The 23,566-nt window shown below is 70.0% G+C and carries 17 protein-coding genes and 2 pseudogenes; 10 read left to right on the top strand and 9 right to left on the bottom strand.

Annotation, left to right across the window (positions count from 1 at the left end):
- Positions 1–212: 212 nt before the first annotated feature.
- A pseudogene (locus LZ198_RS34305) lies at positions 213–818 on the bottom strand (LysR family transcriptional regulator); the annotation flags it as partial.
- 161 nt (positions 819–979) lie between these two features.
- On the opposite strand from LZ198_RS34305, the gene LZ198_RS34300 reads away from it, so the two are divergent.
- Positions 980–1,720 (top strand): SDR family NAD(P)-dependent oxidoreductase, encoded by a 741-nt coding sequence (locus LZ198_RS34300; RefSeq protein WP_253976348.1) that lies wholly within the window; start codon positions 980–982, stop codon positions 1,718–1,720.
- Between the two features lie 460 nt (positions 1,721–2,180).
- Here LZ198_RS34300 and LZ198_RS34295 read toward each other — a convergent pair whose 3' ends face one another.
- The 6 genes from LZ198_RS34295 to LZ198_RS34270 all read right to left on the bottom strand — a co-directional run bounded on the left by LZ198_RS34295 (position 2,181) and on the right by LZ198_RS34270 (position 12,630).
- The gene (locus LZ198_RS34295; RefSeq protein WP_253976347.1) at positions 2,181–2,936 is read right to left on the bottom strand and encodes a VOC family protein; all 756 of its coding nucleotides are present in this window, start codon (positions 2,934–2,936) and stop codon (positions 2,181–2,183) included.
- 415 nt (positions 2,937–3,351) lie between these two features.
- Positions 3,352–4,458 carry an isopenicillin N synthase family dioxygenase gene (locus LZ198_RS34290; RefSeq protein ID WP_253976346.1) on the bottom strand — a complete coding sequence of 369 codons (1,107 nt, stop codon included), beginning with the start codon at positions 4,456–4,458 and terminating at the stop codon, positions 3,352–3,354.
- Positions 4,459–4,587: 129 nt separating this feature from the next.
- The gene (gene nrfD / locus LZ198_RS34285; RefSeq protein WP_253976345.1) at positions 4,588–5,733 is read right to left on the bottom strand and encodes an NrfD/PsrC family molybdoenzyme membrane anchor subunit; all 1,146 of its coding nucleotides are present in this window, start codon (positions 5,731–5,733) and stop codon (positions 4,588–4,590) included.
- Positions 5,730–6,527 carry a 4Fe-4S dicluster domain-containing protein gene (locus tag LZ198_RS34280; RefSeq protein WP_253976344.1) on the bottom strand — a complete coding sequence of 266 codons (798 nt, stop codon included), beginning with the start codon at positions 6,525–6,527 and terminating at the stop codon, positions 5,730–5,732. Before LZ198_RS34280 ends, nrfD begins: the two co-directional genes overlap by 4 nt.
- Positions 6,528–6,530: 3 nt before the next feature.
- The gene (gene fdh / locus LZ198_RS34275) at positions 6,531–9,785 is read right to left on the bottom strand and encodes a formate dehydrogenase (RefSeq protein WP_253976351.1); all 3,255 of its coding nucleotides are present in this window, start codon (positions 9,783–9,785) and stop codon (positions 6,531–6,533) included.
- Positions 9,786–9,987: 202 nt separating this feature from the next.
- Positions 9,988–12,630, bottom strand: coding sequence for a carboxypeptidase regulatory-like domain-containing protein (locus tag LZ198_RS34270; protein ID WP_253976343.1), 2,643 nt, complete (start codon positions 12,628–12,630; stop codon positions 9,988–9,990).
- Between the two features lie 635 nt (positions 12,631–13,265).
- Here LZ198_RS34270 and LZ198_RS34265 point away from each other — a divergent pair.
- Complete coding sequence (locus LZ198_RS34265) at positions 13,266–14,447, top strand: proprotein convertase P-domain-containing protein (RefSeq protein WP_253976342.1); 1,182 nt, start codon at positions 13,266–13,268, stop codon at positions 14,445–14,447.
- 210 nt (positions 14,448–14,657) lie between these two features.
- On the opposite strand, the gene LZ198_RS34260 is transcribed toward LZ198_RS34265, so the two are convergent.
- Complete coding sequence (locus LZ198_RS34260; protein WP_253976341.1) at positions 14,658–15,347, bottom strand: TVP38/TMEM64 family protein; 690 nt, start codon at positions 15,345–15,347, stop codon at positions 14,658–14,660.
- Between the two features lie 350 nt (positions 15,348–15,697).
- Between LZ198_RS34260 and LZ198_RS34255 the strand changes: the two genes are divergently transcribed.
- From LZ198_RS34255 to LZ198_RS34220, 8 genes and pseudogenes are all read left to right on the top strand, one after another.
- Positions 15,698–16,144: a general stress protein gene (locus tag LZ198_RS34255; RefSeq protein ID WP_253976340.1), complete on the top strand. Its 447-nt coding sequence runs from the start codon at positions 15,698–15,700 to the stop codon at positions 16,142–16,144.
- A gap of 37 nt (positions 16,145–16,181) precedes the next feature.
- Positions 16,182–16,520 carry a hypothetical protein gene (locus tag LZ198_RS34250; protein ID WP_253976339.1) on the top strand — a complete coding sequence of 113 codons (339 nt, stop codon included), beginning with the start codon at positions 16,182–16,184 and terminating at the stop codon, positions 16,518–16,520.
- A gap of 32 nt (positions 16,521–16,552) precedes the next feature.
- Positions 16,553–17,773 (top strand): cation:proton antiporter, encoded by a 1,221-nt coding sequence (locus LZ198_RS34245; protein ID WP_253976338.1) that lies wholly within the window; start codon positions 16,553–16,555, stop codon positions 17,771–17,773.
- Entirely contained in the window at positions 17,770–19,068 is a 1,299-nt protein-coding gene (locus tag LZ198_RS34240; RefSeq protein WP_253976337.1) for a cation:proton antiporter, read from the top strand. The genes LZ198_RS34245 and LZ198_RS34240 overlap by 4 nt, the downstream gene beginning before the upstream one ends.
- A 35-nt stretch (positions 19,069–19,103) precedes the next feature.
- Positions 19,104–19,715 carry an L-threonylcarbamoyladenylate synthase gene (locus LZ198_RS34235; RefSeq protein ID WP_253976336.1) on the top strand — a complete coding sequence of 204 codons (612 nt, stop codon included), beginning with the start codon at positions 19,104–19,106 and terminating at the stop codon, positions 19,713–19,715.
- A gap of 69 nt (positions 19,716–19,784) precedes the next feature.
- Positions 19,785–20,729, top strand: a complete 945-nt coding sequence (locus LZ198_RS34230) for a hypothetical protein (protein WP_407667488.1) — start codon at positions 19,785–19,787, stop codon at positions 20,727–20,729.
- 45 nt (positions 20,730–20,774) lie between these two features.
- Entirely contained in the window at positions 20,775–21,710 is a 936-nt protein-coding gene (gene xerD, locus LZ198_RS34225) for a site-specific tyrosine recombinase XerD (RefSeq protein ID WP_253976335.1), read from the top strand.
- Between the two features lie 123 nt (positions 21,711–21,833).
- A pseudogene (locus LZ198_RS34220) lies at positions 21,834–22,286 on the top strand (Uma2 family endonuclease); the annotation flags it as partial.
- A 57-nt stretch (positions 22,287–22,343) separates the two neighbouring features.
- Here the strand turns inward: LZ198_RS34220 and LZ198_RS34215 are convergent.
- The gene (locus LZ198_RS34215; RefSeq protein ID WP_253976334.1) at positions 22,344–23,528 is read right to left on the bottom strand and encodes a DUF4388 domain-containing protein; all 1,185 of its coding nucleotides are present in this window, start codon (positions 23,526–23,528) and stop codon (positions 22,344–22,346) included.
- Positions 23,529–23,566 lie beyond the last annotated feature (38 nt).

Raw genomic sequence — 23,566 nt, 5'->3', positions numbered from 1 at the left:
CACCGAGGTCGCCGCGCTCTTCTATTCCCTCATCGAGACGGCACGCCTGCGGGGGGAGGACCCCGGGCACTATCTGCGGCGTGCCGCTCTCGCCGCCATCGAGAACCCAGGCACGGTCACACTTCCGAAGAGTCAGGACTGACGGCAGCTCCCGCCGGTCGTCCCGGGCGGGTCAGCACGGCGCCGGGACGGGGCACGGCGAACAGTTACGTACCCGTGGTCGGCGAGCGGAACGTGATACATTCATGCTGGAGCAAATCCTCCGGCCGTTGAGGCGTCCCGCGACTCTCGAGGTACTTGGGCGTTCCCACCATCACGAAGCGAAACGAGTGGGTGAGTCGCACACGCACCATGTCCCGCTCGATGATTTCGTCAAGCCGGATGCCTGCGTCGTAGCCGCCTGCGACGATGTCGACGAGCCGGTCCTCAATGACGATTTCGACCTCGACACGTGGGTGCCGCTCGCGAAACGTCGGGAGCACCGGTTCGATGACGAAAGGGATTGCGACGCGCGGTACCGAGAGCCGAAGTCGTCCGACGGCCTCTCCTGGTCGTGCGGAGACCTCCGCCATCGAAGAGGCTGCCTGCGCAAGCGCTGGACTGACCCCCTCAACGAGCCTCCTGCCCGCGTCCGTCAAGGAGACGCTTCGGGTGGTGCGATGGACCAAGACGACATGCAGGTGCTCCTCAAGCTGTCGTATCGCCTGGCTGACTGCTGACCGGGAGACGCCAAGCTCGCGGGCGGCTCCACTGAAACTACTCAGGCGAGCGACCGCTACAAAGGCCTGCAGCTGAAGGAAGGGGAGCGCGTTCACCATGCCGATGTAGCCTGTGACTGGAGCCGTTGATTGTCGAGCCTTCCTTAACAGCCCATTCCATATGGTCTGCCTACACAATCGGGATCCAGGGGCACATCCTCGTGAAGTGGTCGGGTTCGCACGAAGGGGCATGTGTCGTGGATATTTCGTTTAGGAATCAGGTGGCGCTGGTTACCGGCGCTGCCTCTGGGCTGGGGCTCGCGACGGCGAAGGCATTCGCCGAAGCGGGTGCTTCCGTGGCTTTGGCCGATTGGAACGAGCGCGAAGTCCGCTCCGCCGCAGAGGAGCTCGCGAAGCAAGGTCACAGGACGGTCGCGATTCGATGCGACGTGTCCGACGACGAGCAGGTCCGGGCGATGGTCGAGCAGACCGTGGGCACCCTCGGTCGACTGGACGTCGCGTACAACAATGCGGGCGTCCAGAATCGCCTCGCAGAGACGGCTGATTCGCCGCGCGATGACTACGACCGGGTCATGGCGATCAACCTCCGGGGCGTGTGGAGTTGCATGAAGTTCGAGCTGCAATACATGCGCGAGCAAGGAAGCGGCGCCATCGTCAACTGCTCGTCGCTCGGAGGCCTTGTCGGAGGCGCCGAGCGTGGAACGTACCACGCGGCGAAGCACGGAGTCATTGGGCTGACCAAGAGCGCCGCCCTCGAATATGCCAAGCGAGGCATCCGAGTGAACGCGGTCTGCCCGGGACTCATTTGGACCCCGATGGCAGAACAGATGGTTGCCACAGGCCAAGGGGAAGCGCTCGAGGCCATGGTGAAGGCTGTCCCGATGGGGCGACATGGTCGTGCGGAGGAGATCGCCGACGCGGTGCTCTGGCTCTGCAGTCGGGCCGCAAGCTACGTCACCGGTCAGTCCATCTCCATCGATGGTGGCTTCGTCATGCGTTGAGCCGCGGCCCAGTTTCATCGTGGAGGTTGGCGCACCCCATGTCGCAGCCACTGAGCAAGTAACAATCAGTGAGGCATTGAAAGACGTATGGGTGGCCATCGACACCGGAGGCAAGACACCGTGGGCGCCGATGTCGGCGGACTTTTCTGATCGGCGTGTTCACGGCTCCCGGGGGGCAGGTCTGTCGCCGGAATCGAGGTATGGGCTTGTCGTGATGATTGGCACTTCGCGCAGTGGGTGCCCCACGCGCACGGCGCGAAGTCCCCCGCGTGGCTTCCGACGGGTCAGCGTTCAGGGGTGGCTACCATGTGGTGTGGCGTGCAACCCTTCAGGCGATGGTGCCGGCTCGAGGAGGCAATCCGGGACACTGGGATCGCGAGGTTCGAGCCCGTGCCACCTCCGTCGTCCGCATGGCCCAGGAGGCGCCGTGTCGGGCCAGCCCGGCGGCTCCGCGTAGGTCTTACGTCCGGCGGGAGCGCTGCCGCAGGGCAAAGGCAGCTCCCTGCGGATCCTCGCACTGCGCGACCCAGTCACCGCTCGGGACCTGCACGGGGCCGTTCACGGTTCGGCCGCCGAGGCTCCCCAGGCGTTCGAGCGCCTCGGCGAGATCCTCCACGCCCAGATAGAAGAGCCAGTGGGTGTGGATGGTCGGGATCCGAGCCGTGTCCACCATCCCTCCCAGGTCGCCCCGGGGGGCATCCCAGGTGAAGCACTGGTACCTGCCGAAGGGCGGGCCCAGCTCCACCGCCGACGTGGCGCGCCAGCCGAACAGCCCCGAGTAGCAGCCCCAGGCGTGCTCCCGGTCGGTGGTGTTGAGCTCGTGCCACACGACGGGGGAGTCGCCTGCTCCCGGTGATGCGTCGCTGAGCGCCACGACCGCGCCCTGGGCGTCCTTCAGGATGGCGACGCGCCTTCCCGTGGCCTCCTGCCGCACGGGCCCGAGCTGCTGGCCGCCACGCTCCACGAAGCGTTGCAGGGTCCCCTCGACATCCTCTGTGCCGAGATGCCCCAGCCAGTGAGCGGGGGCCCCTTGGGTCCTCGCTCGTTCAGGGAGGGCGAGGAGTCCTCCGACCTCGCGTGTGCCGGCGAAGAACGACCGGCCGCCATCCCGGCCTGGTTCGAGGCGCCAACCCAACAGCCGCGTGTAGAACGCTCCCGCTTCGTCCGGGGCGGTCGTCCGGAGGTCGTACGCCACAAAGCCGCGATTCGTCGTCATGGCGGCACTGAACATGGCTTCAGCCATTTTTGCCAGGGGAGGGGCCGCCCGAATCCGGTGGGAACCGAGCGGCCTGGAACACTCCTGCCTACCTGAACACAACCTCAGCCATTTCTTCGCGGTGCGAAGGCCACCTGCCAGCATCGTCGTGAAGGGCAGTGCCTACGTGAACGTATACTCAGTGGTTTTCGGACCGTGGCCGAGCACGAACGGACGACACGACAAGGTTCCTGGGAGTGTCGTGCCTACATGAACATGTCTTCAGTCATTTTCTGGAAGCCCTCAGGGGAGCGCCAGATGACGAGACACGCCGCCCGTGCGGCCCACCGGGGAAGGGTGGGCCGCGAAGCACGCCTCAATGACAGACATCAATAGGCGAATGTGTGTGATTCGGAACGAAAAGACAGACGTCGACTCACTCGCCCGCGCGCTGGCGGTTGAGCCGGTCGTAGTGCCGGTAACCCAGCTTGTCGAGTGCGCTCGGAGGAGCGAGGCCGATGTCGACGAGGGTCTTGATGTCGTAGGTCCCGGTGAGGACCGGCGGCGCGTAGTTCCGCACCGCGGCCGGCGTGCGGAACTTCTCCATCGGGAAGAGCACGTGGCTGGTGTGTACGTGGATGAAGTGCGCGGCGGACTGCCGCTGCCAGCCCGCGACACCCGGCGCGGTGATGACGTGGGGCGTGGCCAGGAACGTCCCGCCCGTGAGGATCTCCAACTGCTGTCCCACCTGGGCGACGATGCAGCCGGCCGGGGCGGTGCCGCGGACCTTGAGGCCCTGGGGATCCGCGTCCGTGGCGCGCGTGCGCAGGTAGAGGCCGCTCTTGTTGTCGGGCGCCGCCGCGGGGTGGCCCTCGGGGTCGAGGAACCGACCGCCGGGCAGCAGCGTGAGGAGGTTGAAGTCCGTGTGCTCCTCGCCCCAGACGATGTCCGTGTTCACCTGCGCGGGCGTGAGCGGCAGGTACTGGAGCGAACGCGTGACGTGGGGGGCGCGCTCGCAGAGCTTCGTGAAGGCGTCCTCGGACAGGCCGAGGGCCAGCGCCGAGCCGCGCAGCAGCTTCAGGCCCGCCTCGTGGAGCGAGCGCCCCAGCGTCATCAGGCCTTCCTGGAAGTAGGGAGGCGGGTTGGGGGGCCAGACGTTCTCCGGATACAGCTCCGGGAACTCCATCGCGCCGACCTCGTCGTTGGGGTAGGGCGCGACGAAGTAGCACTCCTTGAAGTCCGGCTGGCCGTTGCCGGCGACGGCCACCTCGGTGTTCGGAGGCGTCCAGCCACGCTGGTACCAGATGTCGGCGCGGCCGAAGGGCTTCTTCTCCTCCGTGGGGCGCGCGATGAACGCCGCGAAGGCGTCATAGAACCGGTTGAGCGCCTGCGTGTCGACGCCGTGGTTCTTGATGTAGACGAGGCCGAAGACACCAAACGCCTCGCGCAGCGCCGTCGCGGCGGTCTCGATGCGAGACGCGTCTCCCGAGGCGAGGTCGGCAAGGTCGACAGTAGGAATGTTGAGCGAAGGGGTCTCGGCCATGGTGGCCCAAGGTGTATCGCTCCTTGCGCCCAAAAGGGAGGGGCTGTTGAGGCTCTTACTCCGAGTGCAGCCCTGGACTGTCTCCACGAGGCGAGGGGGACCCGCCTCTCGCGCAGGGTTTGCGTCCCCTCAACGCAGCACGGGAAGCGGGAACTTCAAGGGTTTGCCGTCCGAGGCCACCGCGTGGCCCAGCACTTCCGCCGCGCCCTGGCCCGCCCGCTGGGGCTCGAAGGTGGCTCGCGGGTCCCTCGCGGACTGTTTGCCGGCATGAAACACCGCGAAGCGCGCAAGGATTGCGCCCGCGGTCGTCAGCGTGTCCGCGGCGACCTGTTTCCAGCGCCGTCGGCCTGGGAGTGCATCCAGCACCAGCCCCGCCGCCGAGCACGCGCGCGAGGTCCGCCACAGCGCCCCGGAGGTCCCCTCGGAGAAGGGCTTCGCGACCACGGGGGCCCGGCGCGCGTCACGCACCACCGCCACCCCACACGCCAGCTCCGCGACCTTGCCCGCGAGGCGATAGGGGCGCAGCACGCGCGCCTCTTCGGCGGAGTGCGGGAGCAGCGACAGCAGGCTGCCCGCGCTGGCCGAGGCCGAGGCCATGAAGAACAGCGGCAGTGTCCGTCGCGTCGCCTGCCACACCGGCACCGCCGAGTTGCAGAGCAGCACCGCCGTGTAGCCCGCCAGCGGCATGCCCAGGAGCGCCGCGGCGGCGCCGGAGACCCTGCCCACGGCTCCGAGGCCGCCACGCGCGCGCCCGAGCACCAGTCCCACGGTGTTCAAGCCTCCGGAGAGCGCCAGCACCCAGGAGCCCACGCTCATGGGCGAGGTCGGCCGGAAGACGCGCAGCATGTGGAGGAAGCGCTCGGGTCGACCCAGGTCGGCGATCAGCAGCCCCGCGCTGAGCATGTCGCCAGCCGTGCCCACCTGCTGACACCGCAGCGCGAGCCGCCGCAGTGACCGACTCCCATGGATGTCCACCGCGAACCCCAGGAGGCTCGCGGCTCCCGCCACGCCTCCCACGAAGAGATAGGTGGGGATGGTGGAGATCCACACGGGTTGCTTGATGGCGGGCAGCCCGTGGTACGTCGGCGAGCCGTGCTTGTCCGGCTCGACGTGCGCGCGCAGACCGTGGACGGGATAGGCGACGTCCGGGTCCTTCACGCGTTGTTGGGAACCCTCGCCGAGCAACGTCCCCAGTCGCGGGTCCACGTTGCGCCCGTCGCGCTTTCGCTGGAGGCGATCCAACAGTGATTCCTGCTCGGGGAGGTCCGTGCTCACGGGCGTGCCTCCCGGCCCATCAGCACCGCGCCCACGGCCATCGCGAACATCCCGAGCGCGCCGACGGCCACCGCGCTCCAGGCCTGCTTCGCCTTCATCGTCGGGACCACCGGGTCGGGCGGAAGGTTGTAGACCTCGGGGCGGTCCACCAGCAGCGAGAACGCGTTGAGGCCTCCCGTGCCCGGCTGGCTCCGTGCGTCCCGGCCATACAGGTACGCGCTGACGAGGCCCTGGTCGTGGAGCTGCTGGACGCGGTCCTCCGCGCGCGCATGCAACACCTCCAGGTCGCCATAGACGATGGACTCCGTGGGACACGACTTCGCGCAGGCGGGCGTCATGTCCTCGCCCAGCCGGTCGTAGCAGAGCGTGCACTTCCAGGCGCGCCCGTCATCCTCGCGCCGGTCGATGACGCCGAAGGGGCAGTTCACCACGCAGTAGCCGCAGCCGTTGCAGACATCCGGCTGGACGTACACCGTGTCGAACTCCGTGCGGACGATGGCGCCGGTGGGGCACGACTCCAGGCAGCCGGCCCGCTGGCAGTGCTTGCACACGTCCGACAACATGAGCCAGGAGAACTCACCCACGCCGGTGACGTGCCCCGGCAGGGGCTCGTTCCGCTCGATGAACGCGACGTGTCGCCAGGTCGAGGAGCCGAGGGCGCCGGTGTGGTCGTAGGACATGCCCGTGAAGCGGAACCCGTCGTCGGGCAACTGGTTCCATTGCTTGCAGGCGACCTCACACGCCTTGCAGCCGATGCACACGGTCGAATCGGTGAAGAAGCCCTTGCGGCTCATGCGCTATTGCTCCTCGTCCTTCTTCTTCTCTTGCGCGGGGACGTGGGACAGCGCTCCCACCTGGAGGCTGTCGCGTCGGGCCTGGGGCGTGCCCTCGGGGAGGGCGGGCTGGGTGGCGCCGGTCGCCGCGCGGGCGCGACTGGCGTGGCGTCCCGCGACGACGTCGCAGGTCAGCGCCTTCGACTCCTGGATGTCCACGTTCGCGTCCGCCACCATGGGCAGGAGTTCGTTGGCGCCGTCCCCGCGGATGCGGCCCGTGACACCCCAGTGATAGGGGATGCCCACCTGGTGGACCCAGGTGCCATCGAGCTTCAGGGGCTTCATGCGCTCGGTGACGAGCACCCGGCATTCGAGGTCGCCGCGCGCGGTGCGCAGGGTGGCCCAGCCGCCGTTGTGGAGCCCGCGCTCGACGGCCAGCTCGGGAGACACTTCGCAGAACTGCTCGGGCTGGAGTTCGCTGAGCCAGGACAGCCAACGGCTCATGCCGCCCGCGGTGTGGTGCTCCGTGAGCCGGTACGTGGTGAGGGCGAAGGGGAAGCGCGGGTCGCTCCAGGCCCGGTGATACGGGTTGCCCCGGCGTGGCCACTCGAGCCGCGTGGGGTTGCACTGCTGTCCGTAGAGCGGGTTCTTCACCGGGGACTCTTGCGGCTCGTAGTGCGTGGGCAGCGGCCCATCCACCATGCCGCTGGGAGCGAAGAGCCAGGCCTTGCCGTCCGATTGCATGATGAACGGGTCGTCACCCCGCAGGGTGTCCACGCCCGTCGCGCCTCGTGGCGGGCGGTAGTCCGGTGGGCGATCCACGATGAAGTCGGGCACGTCCTCGCCCGTCCAGCGCCGCTGTCCCGCGTCCCACCAGACGTACTTCTTGCGCTCGCTCCACGGCCGCCCCTCGGGGTCCGCCGAGGCGCGGTTGTAGAGCAGGCGGCGGTTGGCGGGCCAGGCCCAGCCCCATTCGGAGGCCACCCAGGTCTGTTCGCGCCCCGGCTTGCGACGCGCCGGCTGGTTGACGCCGTCCGCGTAGGCGCCGGAGTAGATCCAACACCCGCACGCGGTGGTGCCGTCATCCTTCAGCGCGGTGAAGCCACTCACCGGCTGGCGGTCCGCCCAGGTGTAGCCGTTGATCTCCGCGAGCACCGCCTCGGCGCTCGGCTCCTCGAACGGGCCGTGCGTGGGGTAGTCCCACGTCAACTCCATCAGCGCGCGGTCCTTCGCCTCACGTGAGCCGGCATACAGGCGCTTCAACCGGCGCCCCAGGTGGAGCATGAAGTGCAGTTCGCTGCGCGCGGCGCCCGGGGGCTGAACCGCCATGTGGTGCCACTGGAGCAGCCGCTGGGTGTTGGTGAAGGAGCCGTCCTTCTCCGTGTGCGCCGCGGCGGGGAAGAAGAAGACCTCGGTGCGGATGTCCTCGGGCCGCACGTCTCCTCGCTGGATTTCGGGCGCGGTCCGCCAGAACTCGGCGGTCTCGATGAGGGTGAGGTCGCGCACCACCAGCCAGTCGAGCTGACGCAGTCCCTTGCGTTGGAACGCACCGTTCATGGAGCCCACGGCGGGGTTCTCGCCCATGACGAAGTAGCCCTTCACGCGCCCATCCACCATGTCCGCCACCGTCTGCATGTGCGAATGGTTCCCGCTCAGGCGGGGCAGGTGGTCGAAGCAGAAGTCGTTCTCCCGCGTCGCGGCGTCACCGAACCAGGCCTTCAACAGGGACACGACGTACTTGGGGAAGTTGCTCCACCACGCCGAGTCGGAGGTGTGGCTCTTCAAGTAGGCGTCGAGGTTGGGGTGGTGCGCTGCCGTCGGCATCGGCAGGTAGCCGGGGAGCAGGTTGAAGAGGGTGGGGATGTCGGTGGAGCCCTGGATGGAGGAGTGTCCCCGCAGCGCGAGGATGCCGCCACCGGGGCGACCGATGTTGCCCAGGAGCAGTTGGAGGATGGTGGCGGTGCGGATGTACTGCACCCCCACCGAGTGCTGCGTCCACCCCACGGCGTAGCAGAAGGCGCTCGTGTGCTCGCGCCCCGAGTTCTCACAGAGTGCCTGGGCCACCTTCAGGAACAGCTCCTCCGGCACGCCGCACACCTGGGTGACCATCTCCGGCGTGTAGCGCTGGAAGTGCCGGCGCATCACCTGGAAGACACAGCGTGGGTGTTGGAGCGTCTCGTCGCGGGGCGCATCGGTGATACGCGCGTGATGGGCCGCGCCCGCGCCCGCGCCCGGCTCCGAGTACAGCTCCTTGTGGCCGGCGGCGGGGACGGGACCGCCGGCGCCCTCGTAGCCCCACGAGGTGACGTCGTACTTGCTCTCCTCGGCGACGAAGCCGCTGAACAGGCCGTCCAACTCGTCGGTGTCCTGGAAGTCCTCGCGGAGGAGGTTGGCCGCGTTGGTGTAGTGGACGACGTAGTCCTTGAAGTAGCGCTCGTTCTCCAGCACGTAGCGCACCAGGCCACCGAGGAACGCGATGTCGGAGCCGACGCGGATGGGAACGTGGAGGTTCGCCATGGCGCTCGTGCGCGTGTAGCGCGGGTCGACATGGATGAGGGTCGCCCCGCGGGCCTTGGCCTCCATGACCCACTGGAAGCCCACGGGGTGCGCCTCCGCCATGTTGGAGCCCTGGATGAGGATGCAGTCAGCGTTGCGCAGGTCCTGCTGGAAGGTCGTGGCCCCGCCGCGACCGAGCGTGATGCCCAGACCGGGCACCGTCGAGGCGTGTCAAATCCTTGCTTGATTCTCCACCTGCACGATGCCGAGCGCGGTGAAGAGCTTCTTGATGAGGTAGTTCTCCTCGTTGTCCAGCGTGGCGCCGCCCAGGTGCGCGATACCGAGCGTGCGCCGGGCGGTGAGGCCGTTGACGTCCGTCTCCTCCCACGTGGCGTCCCGTGTCCGCTTCACGCGGTCGGCCACCATGTCCATGGCCCGCTCCAAGGGGATGCGCTCCCACTCCGTGCCGCCCGGGCGACGGTAGAGGACGTCGTGGACGCGATGTGTGCCGGTGACGAGCTGGAAGGTGGCGGCCCCCTTCGGGCACAAGCGCCCCCGTGAGATGGGCGAATCCGGGTCGCCCTCGATGTCGAGGAGCCGCCCGTCCTTGACGTAGACGTCCTGGCCGCAGCCCACCGCACAGTAGGGACAGACCGACTTGACGACGCGGTCCGCCCGCGCGGTGCGTGGCTCGAGCGTTCGGCTCCGCTCGCTCATCGCGGTGTCGCCGAGCGCCGTGGCGTCGCCACGAAGCAACTGGCGGAACACGGGCCAGCGGAGCATCAGGTCGAGGACTCCCACGAGGACCTCCCGGCGGCATCACATCCGCGCGATGCGCAGGATGGAGTTCGGGTCGACTCCTCGCAGGGGCCAGCGGAACCCGGGGGGCGTTCCGTCGTCCACCGCTGGATGCTCGGGGCGGTGTGGTGTCGGCCGTCGGATGCGTGGGCACCCAGCGGGACGAGGCCGCCGAGCGGCGAAGCCGTCAGGGCGTCCGATGGAGGACGACGGTCTGGAGGAGTGTCCCTCGGAGGATGACGAGCGTGGCGGGGCTGCCGGGCGGGCCGAGCTCTCGCGTCCGGGCCTCGCCGATGTCGAGCACCACCGCGCCGTCGATGCTCTTCACGATGTCGCCTTCGTTCAGGATGCCCACGTGCTCCTCGAGCATGTTCACGATGATGACATCCCGTCCCTCCATTCCGTAGGCGAGGCCCAGTCGCCCGGACTCGACGCGAGGCGGCTCGAGCTTCACGTCTCCCACGTCCTGCACCTTGCCCGCGGCCAGCGTGAGTCGCCGCACCGCGCGCTCCTGCTTCGAGGTCCAGGCGATGAGCTGGTGTTCGCCCGGCGCGACGTCCGACACGCGGAAGCGGCCGTCCGGGCCCGTGGCGGGGGCGCTGATTCCATCGACGTCGACCTGGCCCCGGTCGACAGGGCGTCCCTTCGCGTCGACGAGCCGCCCCGTGACACTCCCGCCAGCTTCGACGACGACCTCGACCTCCACCACGCCTCCCGCGGTCGTCGTCGCGTTCGCCTTGCCCGCGCGACCATCGGGCAGGGTGGCGGTCAGCACCACCGGCCCGACGGCGACGTCGTCGACGACGAAGCGGTTGCCGTGGAAGTCCTGCTCCTGGGTGGTGAGATAGTCCTCCTCGGCGCGCGTGGACGACACCACGAGGTGGAAGCCCTCCACGTCACGTCCGCCCGCCGAGCGCACGGTGCCTCTCACCGCGCCCGCCGCGCCGAGCTGGACCACGACCTCTCGCTGACTCGTGGGCATCGAGGCGACGTCTCCCCGGCGGCCACCCCGGGTGGCCCAGACGCGGACCCCCGGGACTCCGAGGTCATCCGCGGGAATCACCGCCTGGCCGGCCATGTCCGTGACGTCCTCGACCAGGACCTCGTTCTTGCCGACAGGGCTCATCATGACGGTGGCGCCGACGCTCGGCGCTCCCTCGGGTTCGAGCACGGTGACGGTGATGGTCGCGCGCACCTCGCGCACCGTCAGGTCCGCGCGCTGGGTCTTGTCGGCCTCGAGCTCGACCACCTTGTCATCGGTCGTGGCCCCCGTGTCCGTGAGCCACGCGGCGACCCGGTAGCGACCGGCGCGCACGCGCATGGAGAACGTTCCGTCCGCTGACGTCTGGGCCTGGAGTGCCTCCGAGCGTTGCGCATCGACACGCTGTACCTGGAGGGTCGCGGGTCCGGGTGGCACGCTTCCATCCGCCATGCGCACGCGGCCCTCCAGCGTGCCTTCCCCCGTGAGCTGGATGCGGACCTTCGCCGTCTGCCCGGGGAGCACGGTGACCTTCTCGCGCGCGTGCGTCAGGCTTCCCTTGCGGTGCGCCGCCACGAGCACGTTCCCCGCTGGAATGCCAGCAAGCGTGAAGGTGCCGTCCGCGCCCGTGACGGTGTCGGTGGCCCCTTCCACCGCGTACATGCGCCAGAGGTACTCGGGCACGACGTGGACCCCCGCGAGGGGGTGCTCCTGCTCGTCGACCACGAGGCCCTCGATGGTGCCGGTGGCATCCATCTCGACCAGCACCTCGAAGCGTTGCCCCGACAGCAGGCTGAGGGCCTGACGCGCCTGTTTGCCGTGGTGAGGCCGGTCCGTCACGACGAGCGAGACGACACCGGGAGGGAGGTCCCGCGCCTCGAATCGACCGTCCGCGCCCGTTCTCACGGTGGCCAGCTCCGTCGGCCCCGTTCCTGTGGCGCCAAGTCCCGCGGGGCTGATGGACACCTGGGCATTGCCGATGGGACGCCCCGAGCCTTTCTCCCGCACCAGTCCGGCGAGGGACGCCGCGCCACCGAGTCGGATGCGGACGTTCCGGGCCGTCATCGCGCCGCCCACGGAGACCTGCCCGGGGGCCGTGCCGCGCAGCGTCTCGTGGCGAGCGGAGAGGCGGTAGACCCCTGGGGGCACCTCGATGGAGAACGCCCCTTCGGGCCCTGTCTCGACTTCATGGAGGCCCCCCATCCCGGCGGCGATGACGGTGGCGGGTCCCGGCAGCCGTCCGTTCGGGTGCTCCACGACGCCCTCGATGAAGGCGGACCCGTCCAACTCGACGACGAGCCCCGACCTCGGAACGCGGACGCGTGGCAGTCGCCTGGGGGCATGTCCAGGCGCGCTGACCGTGAGTTGGTAGTCGCCGGGCGACAACCCGTGCAGCCGGAATCCTCCGTGTGCGTCACTCGCGCCGGTGGCCAGCTCTTCCTCGGGAATGGGATCCGGTTCGTCGCGGACGCTGCCCGGTTGGAGGCGCGGCGCGAGGTCGAGCTGGGCGTGAGCGAGGGGCTCTCCGGAGGCGCGTGTGACGACCCTCCCTTCGAGCGTGGCCCCCGCGCCGAGCGTCAGGCGAACCTCGGTGCGCGCTTCGCCGACTGGGCGGGAGACGTGGGCACGCGCTGGCGCGAAGCCCTCTCTCCTCGCGGCGATGAGATAGCGACCCGGACGCGCGGGGAGGTCGAGCCGTCCCGTCGCATCCGTGAGGCCGCGGCCCGCGATGAGCCAGCGTGGCGTCGAGACCTCCGAGGCCAGGACGTAGAGCGTCACACGTGCGGTGGCGAGGGGACGCTGGTCGTCGCTCACCACCGCGACCGCGAGCTGACCCTCTTCGGCTCGCATCGCCTCGGCGACCTCGGGCGTGCCCGGCTGACCTCGAGGACCGTCCACCGTCGGGCCAGGAGCGGCGCCGTGGGGGGCTGGTTTCGCCTCACGATTCAGCGCGGCGGGGTCGGCGTCGGTACGGTCTTCGTCATGGCCAGACGTGGAGACGGTCAGTCGCCACAAGCCCACTCCCAACAGGACCACCCCGAGCGCCACCGCAACCATCGGTTTGCGTGTCATCGCGCCTCCCGACGTCATCGTGCCGTCATGTCCCCCGCGAGCGCCAGCGGGGCAGGGGCTCGCGCCACCCGAGAGAAGAACGGCCCCTGGGCGCTTCGACGTGCGACCCGTCACGTCGTGAGACGGGGGGCGCGAAGGGACCTCTCCCGCGACGCAGGCCCCTGGTGTCATGGACGTCGAGGAGGCCTGGCCTCATTGCCGAGCCGCGCATCGATGAGGGCTCTCGATGCGCCCCACACCCATGGCGCTGGGCGCGCTGCGAGGCGCGACTTCCCGTCCGGACGGAAGTTGAGCGCGTCCCGGCAACGCCCCTCGCCTCATGGCGTTTCCACCGCGTCGTCACGGCAGAACCCGCCGCGCGGATGGGATACATGGAAGGCATGAACTTCATAACATCACGGTATCTCACGTTTATGCTGTTGCCGGTCACCCTGAGCTGCGGGAGCGCGGCGGAGTCCCCGGAGAAGTCGGCCGAGGTGCTGATGACTCGGGCCCAGGCGCTCATGAATGGCACGCCGGCCTCCACGGGGGTGCTGGCGTTCCTCAATGCTCCGTCGACGACCTTGGTGGTGCTGGACGACGACGTGCCCCTCAACTCGCTCGCCGCGCAGAACCTCGTGGCCTATCGCAACGGCCCGGATGGCGTGCCTCAGACGGCGGATGACCGTCGCTTCGTCTCCATCGCACAGGTGGAAGCGGTGCCGCAGGTAGGTCCGGCGGCGCTGGCGGCGCTGGAGGCCTATGTCCGGGGCACGGGGCGCGTGGACATGCCGCTGGACGAACAGGTCGGCATCTTCGATGGCGTGGCGTTCAACCTCGCGGAGGCCCGCCGCGTCGTGGCGGTCGCCAACACCGCGAGCGCCGCGGTCCTCCAGGGCACGGTGGGGCTGAGCGCCGCCGCGGCCGCGGAGATCGTCGCCGCTCGCCGCATCGACCACCTGGTGGAGCTGTCGAAGCTTCCGTCGGTGGATGGCGCCGCGCTCCAGTCGCTCAAGGACCACGTCGTCCCGGCGGCCAAGGACGAGCCCTGTACGGGCCCGTCCACGTGTCAGGCCGGGCTGGTCTGCGAGGGCCTGGCCCAGGGCGGCCCCATCGCCTATGGCCGTTGCCGCGACCTCACGCCCATCCCGGGTGACAGCGATAGCTGCTCGGCGCTGCGGCCGTGCCAGCCGGGGTTGGTCTGCTCCGGCCTGGCCTCCGGCTCACCCGAGGGGATCTGCCGGCCGGCGTGGATGGCCGGCTCCTTCACGAGCTACGCGGATGTGGCGTTGCCCGCCTCGACGGTGACGACCACGGCCGCGCTCGGCGTCGTCGGCCTGGCCACGGTCCCCGAGGACATCACCGTGGTGCTGGACGTGGTGCACGCCTCGACGGCGCGGCTGGTCCTGACGCTGGAGGACCCGACGGGCGAGACGGCGTTGCTGTGGGACGGGCCGAACGAGGGCGCCCCTCCCGCCCGCATCCCGGTGACGCGTGGCATCCCTCGCGACGGCGCCGTCAACGGGCGCTGGCTGCTGCACGTGACGAACCCCACGGGCAACGGCAGCGGCAGGCTGCGCGCGTGGTCGTTGGAGCTCACCAGCCGCTACGACTGACGACGACGTCGAACCCAGGGGGCCACGCCAGGTCTGGGCGTGGCCCTCCGGGGCCGTGTGTGTCTGCTCAGCCCCGGACGCTCTCACCCTGGCGCTCCTGCGGGGGGGCGGGGCCCTGCTTCAGTGGCTCATCGAGGAAATGAGACAAATCCCCCGCGAATAGACAGACGCGGGAACCTTCGAAGGCTCACGGGTGTCCATCTGGCGCCATCACCAGGTCGCCGGTACCCCATCGGGTTTCGACCGGGAGACGGGCAGGGACGGCTCGGGCGTGACAGGCTCCGGAGCCGCGTTAAGTTCCTTGTAGAAGCGCCGGCCGATGAACACGCCGAGCACCAGTGAGACGACGAGACCCGCCGCGGAGACGGCGGTCATCAACGTGCGTCCCTGCGCCAGACCGCTGCCGAACTGGGCGGTGAGGAATGTGCCGGGAACGGTGCCGAGCATGATTCCACCGACGGTGGGCCAGAAACGCGCGCCGCTCGCGGCGGAGGCGGCGAGGAGGACGTCCGTGGGACACAGTGGATTGACACACGCCATGAATGAAAAAAGGAAGTCATGGCGCCGGGCCGCGCGCACCAGGGCTGGATATCTGCCGCCCACCAGTCGCTTCATGGGCCGTGTCCCCACCTTGCGTGCCAGCAGGAAGAGCAACGTGGCGGCCAGGAAGCTGCCCGTTAGTGAATAGAGAGTCGCGGCGAGCGTTCCGAAAACCATTCCTCCCACGGCGGTCAACACCTGTCCGGGGAGGAGCGTGAAGGGACGAACGGTGAGAAAGGCGATGTAGGCCAATGGCGCGGCTTTACCCAGAGGGGCCAGGAGATCCGCCAGGCGGCGCTGATCGACGAAGTCAGGCCCGAGGAGGCGCAGCATCAGCAACCCACCCACGGAGGCGAGCATCGGTGCCAGCACTCGAAGCCATGTCTTCCCCGCCTGCGCCACGCCACGCCTCCCCGGTCGCGCACTGGGCGCGCACCGCTGGCTCAAGGTGAGTGCCGTATCGGGAATCCGCAATGTGGATGGGTTTGTTGTGAACAAGAGAGCGTCCTGCCGGGCATGCCTCCGCCCGGGACGTTTGCAGGGCGAGCCTGACAAACCCACTGGAATCATTGGGGTTTCAGTGTGGTGTGTGGGGCGTGAACGGCTGGCGGTGTACGGAGCTTGCTTGCATCGGGGCGCTTCCGTCCCAAGGTTTCAGGCAAGGGGCATCGTGGCGAGGGATGGGGGCAGCCAAGAGAGGAGAGGGCGAAATGTCGGACAAGGACAACAAGGGAAGCATGACGGTGGCCGAAGCGGGCCGTAAGGGTGGGGAGACCGTCCGGAACGAACGGGGTCGCGAGTTCTACGAGACCATCGGCCGCAAGGGCGGAGCGACGGTGAAGGCCGAGCGAGGCCGCTCGTTCTACGAGGAGATCGGCCGCAAGGGCGGCGAGACGGTGAAGGCCGAGCGCGGCGCGAAGTTCTACGAGGAGATCGGCAAGAAGGGCGGTGATCGCGTCAAGGCGACCCGCGGGCCGAACTTCTACGAGGAGATCGGCCGCAAGGGTGGGCAGAAGGTGAAGAAGCTCATCGAGGAGGGCAAGCGCGCGGCCCGCGCGGCCATGGCGGCTCCGCAGGAAGGCGGCGGCGCGCAAGAAGGCAACGCTCCGCCGGCGGCTTCGTCCGGGGAGACGGCGGGCCCCGGCCAGAACGAGTAGCGTGGCGCCGGACGCGCGGACCCGGTAAGAGGGCCGCGTGTACCTGGTCATCACGTTCCTCGAGCAGATGGAAGGAACCGAGCGGGCCATCCGTCGGCTCCGGGAGTTCGGAATCCCGGAGCCGCTGGTGGTGCGTGCCCGGAGCGCGGCCGCGGCGCTGTCCGCCGAGGTCCCCATCTTCGCGGGCCTGCGCAGCCTCGCGCTGGGCGCGGACGAGGACCGGGTGGTGCTCGTGAGCGTGTTGCCGTCTGCCTCCGCGGAGGAGGTGGAGCGGCTCGTCCAACGCGTCCAGTTGGAGATGGATGCGGACGACCCCCCCATGGGTCGGCTGGTGGCCTTGCCGGTGATCGCGGCACCCACCCACCGCCGGTCGTGACGCGGGGGGCGCGGAGGGTGTAAGCCAGTTGCGTGCAAGCGCTGCTCGTCTTCCTGGCCATCGCGGCGCTGTCCTTGCTCGCGTCCAGCCCCGCGCTGGATCCTGCGCGGTTCCCCGCGTTGGCGAGGCTGGCGGCCAGCGGATTCCTCTTCCTGCTCTTCGGCGTGGTGCTCGGGCCGTCGATGGTGGGCGTGTTGTCGGTGGCGGACCTGGGCTCGGTGCGGCCGTTGATGGCGCTGGGGCTGGGGACCGCGGGCGTCATCCTGGGGTTGAACCTGGATCCCCGCCTGCTGCGGCTGCTGCCCCGGCCCGTCTACGCGGCGGCCCTGGCGCACTCCGGGACGGCCTTCTTCTTCGTCGCGGTGCCGCTGCTGGCTCCGTTGATCCTCACGACCCGGCCGTCGCTCCACACGGCGGTGGGCGCGGCGGCGATGCTCGGCGCGGCGGCGAGCCTGTCGTCCGGTCACTTCGCGGTGCTCGCGCATCGCGGGGGGCGGATGGACCGGGTGCGGGGCCTGGGCGTGGCGCTGTTGACGATGCTGGACGACGCGGTGGGGCTGTCCGTGCTGGCGCTGGCCCTGGTGCTGGGCTCGGCGCCGAGCATGGGCGAGGGGCTGGGGCTGGTGTGCCTGGCGGTGCTGCTGGGCATCCTCTGCGGCGCGCTGCTGGCGTTCCTGACCCACGCGCTGAACGACCCGGCGGAGCTGACCACGGTGACGCTGGGGATGGTGGCGCTGGTGGGGGGCGCGGCGGCGTACCTGCGGGTGTCCGCGCTGCTGGCGGGCGTGGCGTGCGGTGCCACGCTGGCGCTGGTGGGGGGCAGGACGGTGGAGCGGGTGGCGCGCGCGCTGGGCCGCGTGGAGCGGCCGGTGTTCCTGGTGCTGGTGTTCCTGGTGGGCTGCGGCGTGTACACGCGCGACTGGGCGGCCTGGGCGCTGGTGCCCGGCTTCGTGGGCCTGCGCTTCCTGGGGAAGGTGGTGGGCGGCGGGTTCGCGCAGCGGCTGGTGGGCGGCGCGCTCGAGCTGCCGCCCCGGTTGGGCTACGCGCTCATCGCGCAGGGCGGGCTCGCGCTGTGCCTGGTGGCCGAATACGGGCAACTGGTCCCCGGCGGCCTCGCGCGCCGCGTGCTGGACGTGGTGGTGGTGGGCGCGGTGGTGAACGAGCTGCTCGCGGGACAGGCGTTCCGCCAGGTCGTGCGCGCCGCGACGCCTCCGGCCCCCGCGCCGACGCCCGGCGTGGAGGTGGCGACATGAAGGGCGCGGTGGTGCGGTTGCTGCTGCTGATGGGGCTGCTGGCCATCATCAGCCGGGCGCAGGTGCTGCGCGCGGACGCGGGCACGCCGGTGACGCTGGCGGCTGGGGCGCTGCTGCTGTGCGGGCTGTTCGCGGGCAAGGTGGCCAAGGGGCTGGGCCTGCCCCGGCTCACGGGCTACCTGCTGGTGGGCGTGGCGGTGGGGCCCTACGCGCTGGGGTTCATCCCGGGCGAGGGCGTGAAGGGGTTGGACCTGGTGAAGGGGCTGGCGGTGAGCCTCATCGCGCTGGTGGCCGGCACGGAGCTGCGGCTGGGCCTCATCCGCCGGGTGGGGGCGCGGGTGTCGCTCCTGTGCGCGGGCGTGTGCGGGGTGACGTTCCTGGTGTGCTTCGGCGCGACCTTCGCGCTCAAGCCGGTGTTGCCGTTCCTGTCCCCCATGACGCTGCCCCAGGCGCTCGCGGTCAGCGCGCTCCTGTCGACGGTGGTGGTGTCGTTCTCGCCCACGGTCACCATCGCCATCGTCCAGGAGACGAGCGCGCGCGGCTCCTTCACCGAGTTCCTCATGGCGCTGGTCATCATCGGCGACCTGTTCGTCATGGTGGCCTTCGCGCTGGCGGCGGGCCTGACGCGGGCCAGCTTCGGGGGTGGGTTCGACGTGGCGGGGTTGGTGGGGGGCGTGGGCTGGGAGCTGTTCGGCTCCGTGGCCGTGGGGGCGCTGCTCGCGGTGGCGATGCTCGTCTACATGCGAGGGGTGAAGCGGGAGCTGCCCCTGTTCCTGGTGGGCCTGTCGTTCGCCGCGGCGGAGGGCGGCACGCGGCTGCACCTGTCGCCGCTGCTGGTGTCGCTGGCGGCCGGGGCGCTCATCGCGAACCTGGACGAGCGGGAGGGCGAGCGCATCCACCACGCCATCCAGCGCGCGGGCCTGCCGGTGTTCGCGCTCTTCTTCGCGGCGGCGGGGGCGGGGCTCAAGCTGGACACGCTGATGACGGTGGGCCCGGCGGCGCTCCTGCTGGTGGTGCTGCGGGGCGCGGCCATCTGGTTCGCCTGTCGGCGCTTCGCGCCCTCGGACGATCCCCGCCTCGAGCGCTACCTGTGGATGGGGCTCATCTCCCAGGCGGGCGTCACCTTCGGCCTGGCGGCCCTGGTGGCGAGGACGTTCCCGTCCTTCGGCGCCCAGGTGGAGGTGCTCATCGTGGCCATGATCACCACCCATGAGCTGGTGGGGCCGGTCCTCACGCGCAAGGCGCTGACGGCCAGCGGTGAAGTCCGCGCGGACGACGCGCCGGGAACGGCGTAGGCTCAGGGGGCATCCCCAGGAGGCACGACGACATCATGGCCGCACCCATCCTCGAGGTGGACTTGGAGCACCCGTCTCCCCGGCACGTGCAGCGGGCGGTGGAGGTGCTCGAGCGGGGCGGGCTCATCGCCTACCCGACGGACACGTACTACGGCATGGGGTGCGACCTGGGCTCGAAGAAGGCCATCGAGCGGCTCTACCAGCTCAAGGGGCGCGACAAGAAGAAGCCCCTGTCCTTCCTCTGCCCGGACCTGTCCGACGTCGCCCGCTACGCCCACGTCAGCAATTTCGCGTATCGCACGATGAAGGGGCTCACTCCGGGTGCGTTCACCTTCATCCTCGAGGCGACGCGGCTGGTGCCCGACCTGATGATGTCCCGACAGAAGCAGGTGGGGATCCGGGTCCCGGATGCCCCCCTGGCGCGGGAGCTGGCGAGGGCGCTCGGCCGTCCGCTCGTGACGACGTCCGTGACCGACACCGAGGGTGAGCCGCTCACGGACGCGAAGGACATCAAGATGGCCCTGGGCCATGGCCTGGACCTCATCCTCGATGGCGGGGTGACGTTGAACGAACCTTCCACCGTCGTTTCACTCATCGGCGACACGCTTGAAATCCTCCGGGAGGGCAAGGGTAGGCTGGGGGACTGAAACCCGAACTGGAGGGGGGGGGCCACCTTGGGACGACCACAGGGGGGCGCAGTTCCTGCTCGCGCGGACGTGCTGCAGCACGTTCCCGCACCGATCACGTTGCTGTTGCTATTGATGTTCCGTCCGGTGGACCTGCACTACAGGCTCCGCGCCGCGGGCATTGCCTCGCCAGGGGGCCGTATCGGCCAACTCTGGCGGGAGCAGGCCGAGGGCGCTCTCGCCGCGGGGCTCTTCGTCCGGCGGATGCTGTTGCTGCTGGTGGTGGGCTCGCCCCTGGCGACGGCGCTGGGAGGGCTCGCGATGACCTCCGCGGGCATTCCCATCCACGGTGGCTGGGTCTTGTCGGCGTTGTGTTGTTCCGCCGCGGGCCTGGTGCTGGCGTTGGTGTCGGGGCTCGCGGCGGGGGTGATGCTGGGCTCGCTGGCGAGTCTGTCCATGCTGGTGGGCTTGCATGCGACGGCGGCCGGGGCCTTCGGAGCGCAGCAGGGCGGCGGGGCGGGGGTGGCGGTGGGGATCTGCCTGGGCGTCGTGTCGGGGCTGTCGGTGGGCAGCATCGCGAGCATCGCCGCGGGGCGGGGCCCGTCGGTGTGGCGGGTGCAGACCGCGGCCATCGTCACCAGCGTGGTGCCCATGGTGGTGTGGAGCTGCCTGGTGGGGTCGTCGTTCGCGGGCGCGGTGGCCGCCTCCGCGCTGGTGGCCTTCGTGGTGAGCGCGTTCCGCCTGCCGCTGTATGCGGTGGAGGTGCTGGCGTCGGCGGTGGCGTACGCGGTGGAGCGCTGGACGGGGCGGCCCACGCTGAGCTGGGTGCCGGTGCGCCATCACAACCTGAGCTACCTGCCGTATCCGTTCCTGGGGCGTCACCTGGCGCTGGCGGTGCGCTCCCGGCCCGCGGAGGTGCTGGCGGTGGCGGATGCCTGCCTGCGCTCGCCCGGCAACATCCTGGTGGGCTGGCCCTGGGTGGTCCAGGCGCTGGAGCAGGGCTCGGCCGGTGAGACGGGGCGGCCCGGGGCGTGAGGTCGTCGGGTTGCCTCGGCGCGCGGCTCCGCTAGCCTTGCGCGCATGGAAGGGTTGCTCGACGCGTTCATCGCGTTCATCCGCGCGGAGCGGGGTCTGTCCGGCAAGACGGTGGACGCCTATGCCGCGGACCTCACGGTCTATTTCGAGGACCTGCGGGCTCGCGGCGTCGACGACGCGACGCGCGCCCGGCAGGAGGACGTGACGGCGCACCTGTCGTCGCTCACGAAGAGCGGCCTGGGCAAGCGCAGCCAGGCCCGGCACCTCGCCGCGCTCCGGGGCTTCCACCGCTTCCTGGTCGCGGAGCGGATGGCCGACAAGGATCCGACCGAGGACGTGGATACGCCGCGCTCGGCGCGCAAGCTGCCCTCGTTCCTGACGCTGGAGGAGGTGGAGCAGTTGCTCGCGGCCCCCGACGAGCGCACGTCCACGGGGCTGCGCGACAAGGCGATGATCGAGGTGCTCTACGCCACGGGGCTGCGCGTGAGCGAGCTGTGTGGCCTGGGCGTCAACGACGTGCAGTTGAGCGCGGGCTACCTGGTCGCCAAGGGCAAGGGCTCCAAGGAGCGCATCGTCCCGTTGGGGAGCGTGGCGGTGGAGAAGGTGCGCGAGTACCTGGCGGCGTCGCGGCCGGCGTTGCTCAAGCGGCGCGAGTCCCGCGCGTTGTTCGTCACGCCCCGGGGCTCGGGCTTCACCCGACAGGGGTTCTGGAAGCTGCTCAAGCGCTACGCGCTCAAGGCCGGCATCCGCAAGCCGCTGTCGCCCCACAAGCTGCGGCACTCGTTCGCCACGCACCTGGTGGAGCGGGGCGCGGACCTGCGCGCCGTCCAGCAGATGCTGGGGCACGCGGACCTGTCGACCACGCAGATCTACACCCACGTCAACAGCGCGCGGCTGCGCTCCGTCTACGACGAGTTCCACCCGCGCAGCGACGTGTTCGTCCCCAAGGCGCGGAAGAAGACCGCCCGGACGGGGAGCTAGAGCGCGCCCCGTCCCGGCAGGACGTGTCAGGGCGCCCGCGAGACTGCCGATGTCACAGGTAGACACCCTCTCGGATGGGGTGTTAGGGATGGGACCTGATGGGTTCCATGACGGGAGGCGTGCATGGGGCGGGGTGACCGGAAGAAGCCAGCGACGTACGAGGACATCGAGGCGTTACCTGTCGGGTGGGTGGGGGAGATCGTCGATGACGCGCTCTATGCATCTCCACGGCCCGTGCCCAGGCATCTGCGTGTGGCGAGCCGCCTGGGGGCCTTGCTCATGCTGCCGTTCGAGTTCGGGCGCGACGGGCCGGACGGGTGGTGGTTCCTGGACGAGCCGGAGCTCCACTTGGGGCCTGACGTCGTCGTCCCCGACGTGGCGGGCTGGCGGCGCGCGCGAATGGCCGAACCCCCGAGCGACGCCCCTTGGCTGACGCTGGCTCCGGATTGGGTGTGCGAAGTGCTATCGCCCAGCACCGAGTCCGTGGACCGGTTCCGCAAGCTGCCGGTCTATCGCCGCGAAGGTGTGGGGCACGTCTGGTTGATCGATCCCGCTCGCCGGACGCTGGAGGCATATCTGGCTTCCCAGGCAAGCGGCGCGGGGAGGTGACGACGCCGCGCCGCGATGAGTGGCTCAGGCTCCGAGGTTCGCCGCGGATGGGCTGAATGGCTCCGCGCCCGAGTTGCGGTCCTCGGCGGAGGAATCCGAGCTCGGGAGCGCGGCGACGCGAATCAGGCCGGAGGCCATCAGCCGGTGGACGGAGCGCGACGCGGCCAGCTCCCCCATGGCCGCCGTGCGCAGCGCCTGGCGGATGCTCCGACTGCCGCGCAGCTTCGAGTACAGGTACAGGTCGTCCGCCGTGAGCTGCGCCGGAGTGGGGCGGGGGATGGGCTCGAAGACGAGGCGGCCATCCAGGGCGAACAGCTCGTCGCTCAGGGCCAACGTCAACCGGACCTCGGCCTCGCGGTAGAGGGCGTGGGCCTCGGGCACGGGGCCCCGCTCGAGAATCTGTCCCGCCAGCGCCACCGCGTGGTCGTACTTGCCCGCCTCCAGGAAGCGCTTTACCAGGCTCAACAGCTCCGCGAGCTCCGCCGCCTCTCCCACCTTCGGGCCCTTGGGGAGCCTCGGCGCCAGCGCGCCACGGCGGTACAGGTGGAGGATCCACCTCGCGGCGAACAGCGGCGCCTCCTTGGCCGTGGCCAGCATCTCCCCGAGCGTCGCGCCACTCGCGGCCAGCTCCAGCAGGCGGTCCTCCTCTTCGGAGAAGGTCTCCACCGCGAACTCGCGGAACACCCGGAACGTGGCGTCGAAGTGCGGGAAGACGTCGCGGAACACGTTCCACTCGCGCAGCCGTGTCACCGCGTCCCGGTGCATGCCGCTGAGCGACAGCTTCAACCCCACCGCGCGGGACGCGGGCGGCAGCTTCGGCGTGAACTCCACCTCGCCCGACTCCCAGCCATAGCAGTCGAAGAGCGCCTCGCGCGCCTTGTGCTCCATCGCCTCGATGAGCCGGGGCAGCTCCACGAAGCAGCGCTGCACGAGGAAGGTGCCGTACGGCGTGCCCGCGCCCTCCGCCGCCTCGAAGGCCGCCGCTGCTCGGGGCGCGTCCAGGATGCGCAGGTTCACCAGCACCTGGGCCAGATGCTCGCGAGGGTCGTTCGAACTCTCGCCCACCAGGAAGCCGTCCTTCACCTGGAAGCAGCGACGCACGGCCCCGCGCTCCACGCGCAGCGTCCCCTCCACCCCGGCCGTCGTGAACAGGGGCGGCATCACCATCTGCAGGCGATAACTGGCGAGACTTCCCTTGAATGGCTCCATGCTGTTTCGACCTCCCGGGGGTGAGGTTGCTCGCTGGT

Origin of the sequence: Myxococcus dinghuensis (genome assembly GCF_024198235.1) — a bacterium.
GTDB lineage: Bacteria > Myxococcota > Myxococcia > Myxococcales > Myxococcaceae > Myxococcus > Myxococcus dinghuensis.
This window is presented reverse-complemented; position numbering and strand designations above follow the sequence as displayed.